The organism is Micromonospora sp. NPDC005686, from assembly GCF_042871665.1.
Taxonomy (GTDB): domain Bacteria; phylum Actinomycetota; class Actinomycetes; order Mycobacteriales; family Micromonosporaceae; genus Micromonospora.
This window is the reverse complement of record NZ_JBIAIY010000011.1, coordinates 35791-48550: the sequence shown is the minus strand read 5'-3', so window position 1 is coordinate 48550 and position 12760 is coordinate 35791. Positions and strand designations below refer to the sequence as shown.

Here is a 12760-nt window from a genome sequence, read left to right as displayed (position 1 = left end):
CGCCCACCACCCGGCGACACCACGCGCCGGCACGCCTCAACCCGCGAAGTCCTCCGGACGGACCTGATCCAGGAACTCCCGGAACTTCTCCACCTCGTCCTCCTGCTCGTCCGGGATCACGATCCCCGCCTCGCTGAGGACCTGCTCCGCACAACGAATCGGAGCACCCACCCGCAACGCCAACGCGATGGAGTCACTCGGCCGCGCCGACACCCGCACACCGTCACCGAGGAGGAGATCCGCGTAGAACACGTTCTCCTTCAACTCGGTGATCTCCACCGCCCGCAACGGCGCCTGCAACGCCGCCAGGACATCCCGCAGCAGATCGTGCGTCAACGGCCGGGCCGGCTTGACCCCCTGCTGCTCATAGGCGATCGCCGTCGCCTCGACCGCGCCGATCCAGATCGGCAGATAGCGGTCCCCCTCGACCTCCCGCAGCAGGACGATCGGCTGGTTACTGGGCAGCTCCACCCGAACTCCGACCACGCTCAGCTCGCGCACCGCCGCCTCCGTGTCGTCGTCACCTAGCACCGCGCCCTTCCCTGCACGGTACACGGACCAGGACACGGGAGTCCCACGCGCTACGTGCACCACGCCTCGCCGGACGGGCATACCCCGGCAAGCCTACGACACGCGCCACCGACCAGATCTTTCCGCGCCCACCCACAACGTGAAGGGCCGGACGCCGCAACGGCATCCGGCCCTTCACACCGACCTCACCGGCCCAACGTCGACCGCAGCCCCACCCGCACCAACGCCGCGTGCAACCGCTGCGACAACGCCACCAGCTCCCGCGCCGTCTCCGCCGCCCGAGCCCGCGCCGCCGGATCACTCTGCCGCGCCAACGGCGCCACCAACTGCGCGAACAAGCCGACCTCACGATCCGCCGAAGACCGGTACGCCCGCAGATGCCGCGGCTCCAACCCGTACGCCGCAAGACCCGCCACCGCACTCGCGATGATCAACGCATCCGCGTCGTACCACCCCGGCGGATCCGACACCAGCACACCCAGCCGCTCCAACTCCGCAAGCGTCGACTCGTCCACACCGCTACGAGCGATCAGACCGGCCCGGTCCAGCCGCACCTCCGACTCCATCGGCTCCCGGCCCGGCACCTCACCACCCGGACCCACAGCCACCAGATTCGGCCGCCCCCGCCCCGGCGACGGACCAGACCCGTCCCACCGGGCCAACTGCTCCCGGATCACCCGCAACGGCAGGTACTGATCCCGCTGCGCGGTCAACACGAACCGCAACCGCGCGACATCGTCCCAGCCGTACTTCCGATAACCCGCCGGCGTCCGCTGCGGCTCCACCAGGCCCTCAGCCTCCAGGAACCGCAACTTCGAGATCGTGACGTCCGGAAACTCCGGCCGCAACTGCGCCAGCACCTCGCCGATACTCATCAGCGCAGGGGCCCGCGCCGCCCCGGACGGCGTCGAAGCCGCAGGCTCGTTCACCCCCGGCCGGCCTCCTCCGGACGCGGACCGGCGATGAACACCACCCGGAACTTGCCGATCTGCACCTCGTCACCGTTGCTCAACGTCGCCGCCTCGACCCGCTCACGATTCACGTAGGTGCCGTTCAGGCTGCCCACATCCCGCACCGTGAACGTCCCACCGTCACGGTGGAACTCCGCGTGCCGCCGCGACACCGTCACGTCGTCCAGGAAGATGTCACTGTCCGGGTGCCGCCCACTCGTCGTCACATCGTGGTCCAGCAGGAACCGGGCACCCGCATTCGGACCCCGGCGAACCACCAGCAACGCCATACCCGGCGGCAACGAACCGGACATCCGGCTCGGCACCACATCGGTGTCCGGCCCTTCCAGCACTTCGTCGAGCGAACCGAGATTGAGCGTCGAAGTGACGTCGAGCGGGGGGAACTCGTCGTCTGGGCGCGTCATGGGACCACCTCACGGATCTGTTCGGTCGGCGTCAGGGAATGGCGGGTCTGGCCGCCGGGCAACACCACACCCGGCGGCTGGCTCCCCGTGCCCGGGAAGGCGCATTCCGCAACGCTCAAACTATTGGTTCTCGGTCGACTGGGCGAGCCTAGCCAGCGCCGAAATGCAGGGCAACCGGACGCGCGGAACCACGCCGCCGCCCGGAACAGCATGAACTCAGCTCTCGGTGAGCTCGCGGTACGCATCGGCGGTCAGCAGACCCTCGACCGCCGATGGATCTTCCGGAGTGATCTCGACCAACCACCCCGCACCGTACGGATCCGTGTTGATCACCTCAGGGGTGTCGGCCAGCGCCTCGTTGCGCGCCGACACCGTGCCACTCAGCGGCGCGTAGATCTCCGACACACTCTTCGTCGACTCGATCTCGCCCAGCGACTCACCCGCCGCCACCACCGCACCGGCCTCCGGCAACTGCACGAACACGATGTCACCCAGGGCGTCCTGCGCGAAGTGCGTGATACCGACGCGGACGACACCACCGTCACCACCGACCACCCACTCGTGCTCGGCGGTGTACCGCAGATCCTCAGGAATCACCAACTGCGTCCTTCGTCATCGGTGCACCGGAGAAACCGGCGCCGCCGCGACCGGTCACGAAACCGGCCGGGCGTGGTCCAGCTTGATCGGCGCGTGCAGCTGCGAAACCTCCACAACCTCACGATCCTCGGAGGTCACGTTACCGCCGCCGTCCCGCACCGATGCGACCACCCCGCCGGGAATGTTCAACGCCGTACGCATCGTCGCCGGATCACCGATCACCATGATCGTGAACGGACCCGTCAACCGCCGCCCATCCACCACCAGCGCACCGTCGGGCCCGTCCACGAAATACGTCGACGCGATGATCCGCGCCGCCGTACCGTCCGTGCCCTGGATCTGCATCGCCTCCGCGCCCGCACCCCGCAACTCCTGCACCGCGTCCAGGATCCGCGTCGACGACACCGCCTTCGCCGGCCCCGAGAAGCGCACCTCAAGACCCGGACCCACCGCCGGCAACGTACCCGCCAGGATGCCCAGCTCGTCCGCCCGCCGCGTCGCCTCCTCCAGCGCCGCCTGCCGGCCCTGCTCACCCGACCGCAACTGCCGCTGGCTCTCCTCCAGCAACTCGATCTCCTGGCGCAGCCGCCGCTCCCGCGAATCCAGATCCGACGAGATCCGCACCAGATCCTCCTCCCGCGTCGCCGCGAGCGTCGGATCCGTCGACGTCGTCTTGAACTGCACCACCAGCGTGAAACCCAGCAACGCCAGCAGCACCGCGATCATCGCGCCCGCCGACGAGAACCGCCGCGCACCCGACGGCGACCCGGCCGCCGCACCCGGCTCCGGCTCAGCCTCCGGAACCGCCTCCGGCTCCGCGGGCTCCGCCGCCTCGTCCGGCACCGGCTCCACCGGCGCCAACGGGCTCAACTCGTCCGGATCGGGCGCGTCCGGGCGCGGATCCGGCTCACCCGCCGGACCCGACGGCCGCGCCGGCTCTCCCGGCCGCGGCCACCCCGTACCCGTCTCCCTGTGTCCCTCGCTCATCGCCACAAACCTACGCCCGGAACAGGTGCCGGCGGATCGCCGCCACGTTTCCGAAGATGCGCACGCCGAGCACGACCACCACACCCGTCGACAACTGCCCGCCCACGCCCAACTGGTCACCCAGGTACACGATCAGACCCGCCACCAGCACATTCGAGATGAACGACACCACGAACTGCTTGTCGTCGAAGATCCGGTCCAGCTTCGCCCGCACCCCGCCGAACACCGCGTCCAACGCGGCCACCACGGCGATCGGCAGATACGGCTGCAACGCCGCCGGCACCGTGGGGTCCAGATACACCCCGAGCACCACACCGGCGAGCAACGCCAGCACCGCGATCATCGGCCACCTCCCGAAGGGCTGGAAGAAACATCCGGGCCGGACGACCCGGGACTCGACGAACCGGCGGCGCCCGAACCCGACGGGCGCGGACCCGAAGTCGCCGGAGGCTCGGCGTAGCGTAGCCGCGGCTGCGGCGCCGCCGGCAACGTGAGGTCACCGACCCGCTTCACCCCGAACGACAGACCCGTCGTCCGCGCCACCTCACGCATCAACGCCGCCGCGCGGCTCTGGTCGAACCGGTCCCGCATCGACCTCGGCCCGATCGCCTGCACCTCGTACGGACCCGTCACCGGCCGGTAGTCCACCAGGATCGCCTCACCCGCCGACCGGATCGTCGACGTCGCCGTCAACCGCTGGCCGTTCACCGCCACCGCCTCGGCGCCGGCCGCCCACAACGCGTTCGCGACCTTCTGCAGATCCGAATACAGCACCCGGGAGGGACCCGCGTCCCCGCTCGTCACACCGTCCTGATCCGCCGCCGCGTCGGCCAGCCGCACCACCACACCGTCCCCGCGCACCCGGGCCAGGCCCGTCCCCGCCTCCAGCGTGCGCAACCGGGACGCCTGTGAACCGCTCAGCGTCGCGTCGCGCTGCCGGCCGACCTCCTCGCGCAACTGCTCGGCGCGCTCGGTCAACCGGTCGGTCTCCGCCTCCCGGCCCTTGATCTCGGCGACCAGGCCCGCCCGCGCCGTCGCGCGGCTCGGCTCCTCCGCCACCGTCTCCCGGTACGCCACCGCGAACAGGAACCCGATCACCGCCAGTACCAGCAGGCTCACCGGCCGGCCGAGCACCTGCCGCACCCGCGACATCGAGCCCGTCGCCCGGCGAGCCGCCGCGTCGCCGTATCCCGGATCCAGCGGATTGCGGAACAGCTCGGTCAGGAAGTCCGGCGCGTACACCCGGCTCGACGGGTCGCGCTCCTTCTCCCCGTCCCGTGACGGCGCGGTCATGCCGCCGCCCTCGCGCGCCGCTCCCGCATGGCCCGCACGAGGCGGCTGGCCTGCACCATGTACATCGCGCCGGCCACCCAGTAGAGGACCAGGCCCCACCAGGCCACGCCCCAGCCGATCGCGCCGGCGGCGGTGCCGGCGCCCGGCACCGCGTCGGCCAGCAGGAGGATCGGGAACGCCGCCAGCAGCAGGAACGTCGCGGTCTTGCCCATGTAGTGCACCGGCGGCGGGCCGTAGCCGTACCGGCGCAGCACGCCGAGCGACACCAGCAGCAGCAGCTCGCGGGCCAGCAGTGCCCCGGTGAACTGCCAGGGCACCACCTCGCGGGCGGTGAACGCGAGCAGCGTGGCGAGGATGTAGAGGCGGTCGGCCAGCGGGTCGAGCAGCTCGCCGAGCCGGCTCACCTGGCCCAGGCGGCGGGCGATCCAGCCGTCCACCCAGTCGCTGGTGCCGCCCACGGCGAGCACCGCGACGGCGGCGACGTCGGCCCGGACCACGAGGAACAGGTAGAGGAAGATCGGCACGCCGACGAGCCGGACGAAGCTGATCAGGTTGGGCAGCGTGAGGACGCGGTCTCCCACGACCGTGGTGGTCCCGGAATCCGGTTGCTCAGCTGGAGCCGGCCGACGCGACACCGAACCCTCCCTTCGCAGCACGGTCCGGCAGCCGGACGAGCGGCCGCTGGAGGGACGTGCGCGTTGCCGGCCGGTCAGACGCCGGCGCCCTCTGTGATCCCGGGCTGGGACCTCCCCGACGCGGCCCGTGATCACGGGCCGCCCAGTTGCGCTGCCACTATATCGGGCTCGCCGTTCTCCCCCGTCCGTCCGCTGCGTGGTTGCTCAGCGGTGTCGCGGTGGCGACGGTCACAACCGCTAAGGCATCCTAGGACACTAGTCGAGCGGTGGAGGCGAAGGTGACGCTACCGCGCCGGGGTCAGGCCGTACGGGCGGTCGAGTCGGAGCCGGCCTGCGGGGCTGTCGTGGTGGCCGCCTGGCTGAACGCGACCAGTGCCAGCAGAAGCTCGTGCTGCAACCGGTTGGGCATCCGGTCGAGCACGGCCTGCACCGCCCGGTGCCGCCTCTCCTGGAGGTCGCGCAGCAGCGTCTCCGCCGCCGCGGTCGGAATCAGCCGCACCTCCCGCCGGTCGCGCGGGTCGGCCACCCGGCGCAACAGGCCGACCGCCTCGAGGCGGTCGCAGAGCCGGCTCGCCGACGACGGGACCACGTCCAGCAGCTCGGCCAGCCGGTTCACGTTGGTGTCCGGATGCGACACGATCAGCGACAGCACCCGCAACTGGGTGGGCGAGACGCTGACGGTGTGCCGGGAGGTCGCGGAGTCGAGCACACCGATGAGCGCCTCCGCAGCCGACTCGATGGCCGCGGCAAGATTCGGAGGTCGCTCCACTCGCTGTCCCCTGCGATCGTCCCGCTCGTGTTCGCTCCGCCGCCCCGGTCACTGCCCCGTCGCGTCGTCGGACCGGCTGGAGCCCAGCCAGTCCAGGCAGACGACCACCGCGTCGTCGCGGAGATCCGCGTCGGCATGGTACGCATGCAGTTCGCGCATCACCGTACCAACTGCCTCGGTCGCCGGCTGCAGCCGAGTCGACCGCATCGCGCGCGCCATAGCCCGGACGCCGTACGGCTCCTGGTCGTCGGGCTCCGCCGCGTACACCCCGTCGCTGACCACGAAGAGACGGTCACCCGGATCCAGAGTGAACGCCTGCACGTCGTAGCGCGTCTCGGCGAACATGCCCAGCGGCAGTTGCTGCTCCAGCGCGATCGGCGTGACGCGGCCCCCGCGCAGCCGCAGCAGTTGCGGAGAGCCGGCGTCCACCACCCGCATCACGCCCCGCCGGCTGTCCAGCTCCAGCAGCAGGGTGGCCACGTGCCGGCTGCCCCTGTGCTGGTAGTAGATGGTGTCCGAGGCCAGTTCCGCCTGCTCCACCAGGCTGCCGCCGGACCGCCGGGCGTTGCGCATGGCGTTGACGGTCACCGCCGTGAGCATCGACGCGGCCAGGCCGATGCCGGTGCCGTTGAGCACGGTGAGGGTGAGCCGGTCACCGTCGACCGACCAGTCGAAGTGGTCACCGCCCACCGTGTACGCCGGTTCGAGCTGCCCGGCGAGCAGCACGTCGCCCAGCCGTACGCTGCGCCCGGGCAACAGGTCCCACTGCATCTCGGCGGCCATGCTCAGCCGTTCCCGCCGCCGGGCCCGCCGGTACCGGTCGGTCTCCCGGTCGGCCGCCCGGATCGCCACGGCGAGTTCGCCGGCGGCGTCGCGGGCCGCCTCCACTGTGGCCGCGTCCGGGTCGCCGGGCAGCTCCACCATCAGCACGCCGAGCCGCTCGCCCCATACCGACACCGGCAGGTACACCCGGCAGCGGCCGTCCTCGACGATGTCCAGGACCGGCTCCTGGCTGCTGAAACAGCGCTGGGCCACGCTGTGCGCCAGCAGCGGGCCGCCGCCGGGCACGTCCGGGTCGAGCACCGGCCAGAGTCCGCTGGCGCGGTAGTCGGCGACGAACAACTCCGCCCGCGCGGCTCCGAGCGTCTGGCGCAGCACCGCGTCCGCGGTCTCCGCCAGTTTGTCGGGTGGCGCCGTGCGCAGGGCACGCGACACCGTTCCGGACGCCTCCGGCATGCTCATCCTCCGATGACGACTATTGCTACAGGGCAAACATCATACGAAGGCCGCAGGACGGCGTCCGCTCCGCCTCGGCCGCACGTGCCGGGACCGGCTCAGCCGGCCGGGCGCGACGCCAGCGCGCCGTGGAACGCGTCCGGCACCGGCTCCGGCTCCCCCGCCGGCCGCCACCGCGCCACCGGCACGATGCCGTCGCCGGTCGGCTGCCAGCGGCCCAGCAGCGGCGCGAACCGCTCGGGTGCCCGCATCCGGAACGCCGGGCCCATCATGGCCAGCGCCTCGGGGTGCCGGGCCAGCTCCTCGGTGTCGAAGTCGATCGCCAGCCGGCTGCCCGGCGCCACCGCCTGGTACAGCTCGTCGAGCGTACGGGCGAGGGTGTCGTCGTCCAGGAACGCCGCCAGCCCGAGGAAGACCACCCCCACCGGCCGTCTCCCCCAGCCCGGCACGAACCGGTGCAACTGCACCCGGTCGACGGTCCCGATGTCGGTGGCGTCGCCGTAGCCGTAGCCGGCGCGGTCGCTTCCGGCGAGCAGGCGCCGGCCCAGCCGGACCGTCTCCGGGTCCGCGTCGGTGTACAGGACCGTCGCCTCCGGCGCGACCTCGTGCACGTTGCCGCAGGTGGGCACGCCCGCGCCGAACACCAGGAAGCCGTCGATCCCGTCTTCGGCCATGACCCGGACGGTACGGCCGAGGAAGCCGCGCAGCGACCGGAAGATCGCCGCACAGGGCCCGTACGCCGCCTCGAACGCCGCCGCGGCGGCCACGTCCAGCGGGCGGTGGTGCCGGCCGCCGAGCCAGTAGTCGATCATGCGGGCGGTGCTCGGTCCGTCCGGCTGATCCATCGACGGGGCTCCCTCCCCTGGGCGCTGCACGCCAGCGTACCCAGCGGACGAGCCCGCCGGTAACGCCCCGGGCCGCCCGTCCCGGCCGCGATACTGGCCGCGGGAGCGGCGGCCACGAGGAGGTGCTGGTGAACTCGGCGAACGGAGCCGCGGTGGTAGTCGGAGTGGACGGCTCCGAGCCCGCGACGCGGGCGGTACGCCTGGCGGCCCGGGAGGCGCGGAGGCGCAACCGGCCGTTGCGTCTGGTGCACGGTTTCATCTGGCCATTGATGCGCGTGCCGGTCTCCGCGCCGGCCGGGTCGCCACCCGGCGCGGGGCTGCGCCACCAGGCCGAGCAACTGGTCGCCGACGCGGTCGCGGTGGCCGAGGCGGAGTCGCCGGGGCTGCGCATCACCGGCGAGATCATCGACGGTGAGGCCGCCGCGGTGCTGCTCGCCGAGTCCCCCACCGCCGCCGTGATCGTGCTCGGCGACCGGGGCCTGGGCGGCTTCGCCTCGCTCGTGATCGGGTCGGTCGCCCTGCAGGTCGCCTCGTACGCCGACTGCCCGGTGCTGATCGACCGCGGCGCCGCTCGCGCGGACGGCCCGGTCGTGGTCGGCGTGGACGGCTCCGCCCTGTCGCGCGGCGCCGTCGAATTCGCCGCCGACAGCGCGTCGGTGCGCGACGCGCCGCTGCATGTGCTGCACGCCCACCCGGCCCCGCGCGGCCGGGACGACGCCGAGCAGGAGCGGGTGCTCGCCGAAGCGCTCGCCGGGATCGGCGAACGGTGGCCGGGGCTGGCGGTGCACACCGAGGCGGTACGGGCCAAGCCGGTCGCGGCGCTGGCCACGGCGTCCCGCGACGCGCAACTGGTGGTGGTGGGCCGGCAGGGCCGGGGCGAGCTGAGCGGGCTGCTGCTCGGCTCGGTGAGCCAGGGGATCCTGCACCGGTCGGCCTGCCCGGTCGCGGTGGTCCGCGCCCCGGACTGAGTGCCCGCCCGCGCCCCGGACTGAGCGCCTGCCCCGCCCCGGCTGCGCGGCGGGTCCGGCACGGTTGGTCCCGGTCCGGGCGGGTAGACGCCTACCGTCAGCGCACAGCGATCCGCAGGAGGCAGAGATGCCAGGACCACGGCCGGGCAGCAACGCGTACGACAAGCAGCGGGCACGCCTTCGCGACCTCGTCGAGCAGTCCGGACGGGCCGCCGACAAGGAGGCGAACCAGGTCGCCAACCGGATCCTCCAGGACGACCGGGGGCAACGCGGCGTCGTCCGGGGCGAACGGACCTACGGCCCCAAGGGCAACCGGGAGCCGGGTGACCCGAAGTGAGAGCGGCAGCGGTTGTCGACGGCGCCATCGCGGGCGCCGTCGGCAGCGCCGTCCTCAACGCGGTCTCCTACCTCGACATGGCGTTGCGGGCCCGCCCGGCCAGCAGCACCCCGGAGTCGGTGGCCGGCCGGCTGGCCGACGTCACGCACGTCGACCTGGGCCCCGGCGACGAGGCCGCGAACCGCCGCTCCGGTCTGGGGCCGTTCCTGGGGTACGCCACCGGCATCGCCGCGGGGGCCGCGTTCGGCCTGCTCGCCGCGCGCCGGCGGGTTCCGTTGCCGCTGGCCACGGTGCTGCTCGGCGGCGGGGTGATGGCCACCTCCGACGGCTCGATGACGGTGCTCGGCGTGACCGACCCGCGCACCTGGCGGCGCGACGACTGGGTCTCCGACCTGATCCCGCACCTGGCGTACGGGCTGTCGGCCGCAGCCACCTGGCGGCGGCTGCGGCCGACGTCGGCTCGCGGTTAGCTCTCGTCGTCGGCGACCGGCTCACCGGCCGGTCCGTACGGCGACACCTGTCCCCTGGGGACGGGCCGGCCCGCGTCGGCGTTCGACGTGCCCCGGCTTCGCGAGCGGCCGCCCGCCTGGGTGGCCGTCTTGCGGCTGTCCTGGCTGGTGGCGCCGAGGTCGTTCCGGCGCAGTTCCTCCTGCTGCGGCTTGACCACGGGTCTCTCCTTCCCGGTGGGAGCGCACGGCCGTCGACCGCGCACCCGCCCCGCGTACCCGCCGCCGCCCGGCGCATTCCGGATCGGCCCGGAGGTCTGGCCGGGGCCGGGGCGGGTAAGCCGGACGGATGCCAGACGATCGCAACGTCGCGCGCGCCCTGCTGGACCGGCAGTCCCGCACGTACGCGGAGGAGGCCGGCATCGCCCTCGCGGACCGGCCCGGCCCGCTGTACCAGCTGCTGGTGCTCACCACGCTGCTGAGCACCCGGATCCGGGCCTCGGTGGCGGTGGCCGCCGCCCGGGAGCTGTTCACCGCCGGGCACCGCACCCCGCAGGCGATGGAGGCGGCGACCTGGCAGGACCGGGTCGACGCGCTGGGCCGGGGTCACTACCGGCGCTACGACGAGCGGACCGCCACCATGCTCGGCACCGGCGCGCGGCTCTGCCTGGACCGCTGGCACGGCGACCTGCGGCGGCTGCACAAGGAGGCCGGCGCCGACCGGGCGGTGCTGCGCCGGCTGCTCACCGAGTTCCCCGGAATCGGTCCCACCGGTGCGGACATCTTCCTGCGGGAGGCGCAGTCGGTGTGGCCGGACGTGCGCCCGTACGCCGACCGGCGCACGCTCGCCGGGGCGCGGCGGCTGGGCCTGCCGGCGAGCCCCGCCGACCTGGTCGGGCTGGTCGGCGAGGCCGACTTCGGCCGGCTGGCGTCGGCGCTGGTGCGGGTGGCCCTGGGCGAGGAGTCGGCGGGCGAGGTGGGCCGCAGCGCCGCGACCGCCCACTGACGGGGCGGCTACTTGGCCGGGCCGGGTTTGGTGAGGTTCCAAGCCAGCAGCGAGGCGAGCAGCGCGAGCAGCACCACGCCGCCGGAGACGCCCTCCTCGCCGTTGCCGCGGCTCCCGGAGAACCCGAAGTAGATCACGGCCAGTCCGGCCAGCACGGTGATGAACGTACGCAGTCCTCGGTCCTTCACGCCCGCACCGTACGACCGGCGACCGGCGCCGGGACGGGGATCGGGCGGTTGTCCCCCGTCCGGGTGTCAGTCCGGGGTGCGGCCGACGGCCGGGCCGCGCAGCCGGACCCGGCGGATCGCGCGCCCGGCGACCTCGACCACCTCCACGGTGAGGCCGGGCAGCCGCACCCGCTCGCCCGGGCCCCCGGGCAGCCGGCCCAGCCCGGCCAGCACCAGCCCGGCCACCGTGGTGTACTCGCGCGACAGCGGGAACGTCACGCGTACGCCCACGTCCGGCAGGTCGTGCAGCGGAAAGTCGCCCGGCAGGAGCAGCGCCCCGTCCGTCTCCCGCACGGCCCGGCGCACGTCCTTGTCGGTCTCGTCGTACAGCTCGCCGACCACCTCCTCGAGCAGGTCCTCCATGGTGACCAGGCCGTCCACACCGCCGTACTCGTCGACCACCAGGGCGAGCTGTTCGTGCCGCTGGCGAAGTTGCCGCATCGCGTCGGCCACCGGCAGCGTGCCGGGCAGCAGCACCGGCGGGCGGGCCCGGTCGCCCACGAGCACCCCGTCGCCGTCCACCAGGTCGCGGATGTGCACGGTTCCGCACACGTCGTCGAGGCCGCCGGGTCCGATCACCGGTGCCCGGGACCGCCCGGTCGCGGCCAGGTGACGCATCGCGTCGGCGGCCGGCAGGTCGGCGGGCAGCGTGGTCACGTCGCGACGCGCGACGAGGATCTCCCGCAGCGTGCGGCCGGCGATGTCGAATGCCCCGGCGAGGATCTCCCGCTGCTGGGCGGACAGGCCGCGCTGGCTGACCAGCATCTCCCGCAGCTCCTCCTCGGTCACCTCCTGCCGGCTGGCGCGCGGGTCGCCGCCGGTGAGCCGGACCAGCAGGTCGGTGGAGCGGCCGAGCAGCCACACCGCCGGCCGGGACAGCCGGGCCAGCAGGTCCAGCGGCCCGGCGCTGATCAGCGCCCACCGTTCCGCCGTCTGCATGGCCAGCCGCTTGGGTGCCAGCTCCCCCACCACGAGCGTGAGGAACGTCAGCAGCAGCGTCACCACGAACACCGCCACCGGGCGGGCGGCGCCGCCGAGGAAGCCCAGCGGGCCGATCAGCGGCTCGGCGAGCGTCACCGCGGCGGCGGCCGAGGCGAGGAACCCGGCGAGCGTGATGCCGAGCTGGATGGTGGCCAGGTAGCGGTTCGGCTCACGGGTGAGGCGGCTCAGCCGCGCCCCGGCCCGCCCGGAACGCGCCAGCCGCCGCAACTGCCCCTCCCGCAGGCTCACCAGCGCCATTTCGCTGCCGGACAGGGCGGCGTTGACCAGGATCAGGACCAGCACCAGCGCGACCTGCACGCCCATCAGTCCGTCTCCAGGTCGTCCAGCGAGATCGCGTGGGTCATCAGCCAGCGGGCCAGCGCGGCCATCCCGAACAGCCACAGCGGCGCCGACTCGGTGGGGCCGTTCGTGGCGAAGACGGCGAAGCGCAGGTCCGGTGCCCGGTACGCCTCGATCCGCCACTTGTGGTTCTTGTCCCGCCAGACCGCGGAAGGGTCCATGGCGTC

At 73.2% G+C, this 12760-nt stretch carries 19 protein-coding genes; 4 read left to right on the top strand and 15 right to left on the bottom strand.

All coding sequences use genetic code 11. The features are described 5' to 3' along the window. Positions 1-36: 36 nt before the first annotated feature. The 11 genes from ACFYON_RS23830 to ACFYON_RS23780 form a co-directional block, all read right to left on the bottom strand. Positions 37-501, bottom strand: a complete 465-nt coding sequence (locus ACFYON_RS23830; RefSeq protein ID WP_091577612.1) for a bifunctional nuclease family protein — start codon at positions 499-501, stop codon at positions 37-39. Between the two features lie 215 nt (positions 502-716). Further along, positions 717-1406 (bottom strand): MerR family transcriptional regulator, encoded by a 690-nt coding sequence (locus ACFYON_RS23825; protein ID WP_354869314.1) that lies wholly within the window; start codon positions 1404-1406, stop codon positions 717-719. 50 nt (positions 1407-1456) lie between these two features. Next, complete coding sequence (locus ACFYON_RS23820) at positions 1457-1906, bottom strand: FHA domain-containing protein (RefSeq protein ID WP_046570336.1); 450 nt, start codon at positions 1904-1906, stop codon at positions 1457-1459. Positions 1907-2122: 216 nt separating this feature from the next. Beyond that, positions 2123-2503, bottom strand: a complete 381-nt coding sequence (gene gcvH, locus ACFYON_RS23815) for a glycine cleavage system protein GcvH (protein WP_354869311.1) — start codon at positions 2501-2503, stop codon at positions 2123-2125. Positions 2504-2557: 54 nt separating this feature from the next. Then, positions 2558-3490, bottom strand: a complete 933-nt coding sequence (locus ACFYON_RS23810) for a DUF881 domain-containing protein (RefSeq protein ID WP_354869309.1) — start codon at positions 3488-3490, stop codon at positions 2558-2560. A 10-nt stretch (positions 3491-3500) separates the two neighbouring features. Then, positions 3501-3833 (bottom strand): small basic family protein, encoded by a 333-nt coding sequence (locus tag ACFYON_RS23805; protein WP_007071104.1) that lies wholly within the window; start codon positions 3831-3833, stop codon positions 3501-3503. Next, positions 3830-4783 carry a DUF881 domain-containing protein gene (locus ACFYON_RS23800; protein ID WP_354869306.1) on the bottom strand — a complete coding sequence of 318 codons (954 nt, stop codon included), beginning with the start codon at positions 4781-4783 and terminating at the stop codon, positions 3830-3832. The genes ACFYON_RS23805 and ACFYON_RS23800 overlap by 4 nt, the downstream gene beginning before the upstream one ends. Further along, the gene (locus ACFYON_RS23795; RefSeq protein WP_387188432.1) at positions 4780-5418 is read right to left on the bottom strand and encodes a CDP-alcohol phosphatidyltransferase family protein; all 639 of its coding nucleotides are present in this window, start codon (positions 5416-5418) and stop codon (positions 4780-4782) included. Before ACFYON_RS23795 ends, ACFYON_RS23800 begins: the two co-directional genes overlap by 4 nt. Before the next feature lie 298 nt (positions 5419-5716). Continuing rightward, complete coding sequence (locus ACFYON_RS23790; protein WP_354869302.1) at positions 5717-6187, bottom strand: MarR family transcriptional regulator; 471 nt, start codon at positions 6185-6187, stop codon at positions 5717-5719. A gap of 48 nt (positions 6188-6235) precedes the next feature. Then, a complete protein-coding gene (locus ACFYON_RS23785) occupies positions 6236-7423 on the bottom strand; it encodes a PP2C family protein-serine/threonine phosphatase (RefSeq protein WP_354869796.1) in 1188 nt (395 codons plus the stop codon). Between the two features lie 98 nt (positions 7424-7521). Then, positions 7522-8268, bottom strand: coding sequence for an SAM-dependent methyltransferase (locus ACFYON_RS23780; protein ID WP_354869300.1), 747 nt, complete (start codon positions 8266-8268; stop codon positions 7522-7524). Between the two features lie 128 nt (positions 8269-8396). On the opposite strand from ACFYON_RS23780, the gene ACFYON_RS23775 reads away from it, so the two are divergent. From ACFYON_RS23775 to ACFYON_RS23765, 3 genes are all read left to right on the top strand, one after another. Continuing rightward, positions 8397-9236, top strand: coding sequence for a universal stress protein (locus ACFYON_RS23775; RefSeq protein WP_354869297.1), 840 nt, complete (start codon positions 8397-8399; stop codon positions 9234-9236). A gap of 127 nt (positions 9237-9363) precedes the next feature. Continuing rightward, complete coding sequence (locus ACFYON_RS23770; protein ID WP_120569853.1) at positions 9364-9573, top strand: phosphatidylethanolamine-binding protein; 210 nt, start codon at positions 9364-9366, stop codon at positions 9571-9573. Further along, positions 9570-10043: a hypothetical protein gene (locus tag ACFYON_RS23765; RefSeq protein ID WP_354869295.1), complete on the top strand. Its 474-nt coding sequence runs from the start codon at positions 9570-9572 to the stop codon at positions 10041-10043. Before ACFYON_RS23770 ends, ACFYON_RS23765 begins: the two co-directional genes overlap by 4 nt. Here ACFYON_RS23765 and ACFYON_RS23760 read toward each other — a convergent pair. After that, the gene (locus tag ACFYON_RS23760) at positions 10040-10240 is read right to left on the bottom strand and encodes a hypothetical protein (RefSeq protein ID WP_269697006.1); all 201 of its coding nucleotides are present in this window, start codon (positions 10238-10240) and stop codon (positions 10040-10042) included. The two genes, ACFYON_RS23765 and ACFYON_RS23760, sit on opposite strands and share 4 nt — an antisense overlap. A 128-nt stretch (positions 10241-10368) precedes the next feature. On the opposite strand from ACFYON_RS23760, the gene ACFYON_RS23755 reads away from it, so the two are divergent. Then, positions 10369-11025: a hypothetical protein gene (locus ACFYON_RS23755; protein ID WP_354869293.1), complete on the top strand. Its 657-nt coding sequence runs from the start codon at positions 10369-10371 to the stop codon at positions 11023-11025. Between the two features lie 8 nt (positions 11026-11033). On the opposite strand, the gene ACFYON_RS23750 is transcribed toward ACFYON_RS23755, so the two are convergent. The 3 genes from ACFYON_RS23750 to ACFYON_RS23740 all read right to left on the bottom strand — a co-directional run bounded on the left by ACFYON_RS23750 (position 11034) and on the right by ACFYON_RS23740 (position 12754). Next, positions 11034-11213, bottom strand: coding sequence for a hypothetical protein (locus ACFYON_RS23750; protein ID WP_354869822.1), 180 nt, complete (start codon positions 11211-11213; stop codon positions 11034-11036). A gap of 66 nt (positions 11214-11279) precedes the next feature. After that, positions 11280-12557 carry a hemolysin family protein gene (locus ACFYON_RS23745; RefSeq protein WP_354869291.1) on the bottom strand — a complete coding sequence of 426 codons (1278 nt, stop codon included), beginning with the start codon at positions 12555-12557 and terminating at the stop codon, positions 11280-11282. Next, positions 12557-12754, bottom strand: a complete 198-nt coding sequence (locus ACFYON_RS23740) for a hypothetical protein (RefSeq protein WP_354869289.1) — start codon at positions 12752-12754, stop codon at positions 12557-12559. Before ACFYON_RS23740 ends, ACFYON_RS23745 begins: the two co-directional genes overlap by 1 nt. Positions 12755-12760 lie beyond the last annotated feature (6 nt).

Bases quoted from the DNA above. Each gene is read 5' to 3' on its own strand.
- ACFYON_RS23785 (WP_354869796.1), bottom strand. From the start codon at position 7,423: ATGCCGGAGGCGTCCGGAACGGTGTCGCGTGCCCTGCGCACGGCGCCA.
- ACFYON_RS23810 (WP_354869309.1), bottom strand. From the start codon at position 3,490: ATGAGCGAGGGACACAGGGAGACGGGTACGGGGTGGCCGCGGCCGGGA.
- ACFYON_RS23740 (WP_354869289.1), bottom strand. From the start codon at position 12,754: ATGGACCCTTCCGCGGTCTGGCGGGACAAGAACCACAAGTGGCGGATC.
- ACFYON_RS23780 (WP_354869300.1), bottom strand. From the start codon at position 8,268: ATGGATCAGCCGGACGGACCGAGCACCGCCCGCATGATCGACTACTGG.
- ACFYON_RS23770 (WP_120569853.1), top strand. From the start codon at position 9,364: ATGCCAGGACCACGGCCGGGCAGCAACGCGTACGACAAGCAGCGGGCA.
- ACFYON_RS23755 (WP_354869293.1), top strand. From the start codon at position 10,369: ATGCCAGACGATCGCAACGTCGCGCGCGCCCTGCTGGACCGGCAGTCC.
- ACFYON_RS23825 (WP_354869314.1), bottom strand. From the start codon at position 1,406: ATGAGTATCGGCGAGGTGCTGGCGCAGTTGCGGCCGGAGTTTCCGGAC.
- ACFYON_RS23800 (WP_354869306.1), bottom strand. From the start codon at position 4,783: ATGACCGCGCCGTCACGGGACGGGGAGAAGGAGCGCGACCCGTCGAGC.
- ACFYON_RS23745 (WP_354869291.1), bottom strand. From the start codon at position 12,557: ATGGGCGTGCAGGTCGCGCTGGTGCTGGTCCTGATCCTGGTCAACGCC.
- ACFYON_RS23805 (WP_007071104.1), bottom strand. From the start codon at position 3,833: ATGATCGCGGTGCTGGCGTTGCTCGCCGGTGTGGTGCTCGGGGTGTAT.
- ACFYON_RS23820 (WP_046570336.1), bottom strand. From the start codon at position 1,906: ATGACGCGCCCAGACGACGAGTTCCCCCCGCTCGACGTCACTTCGACG.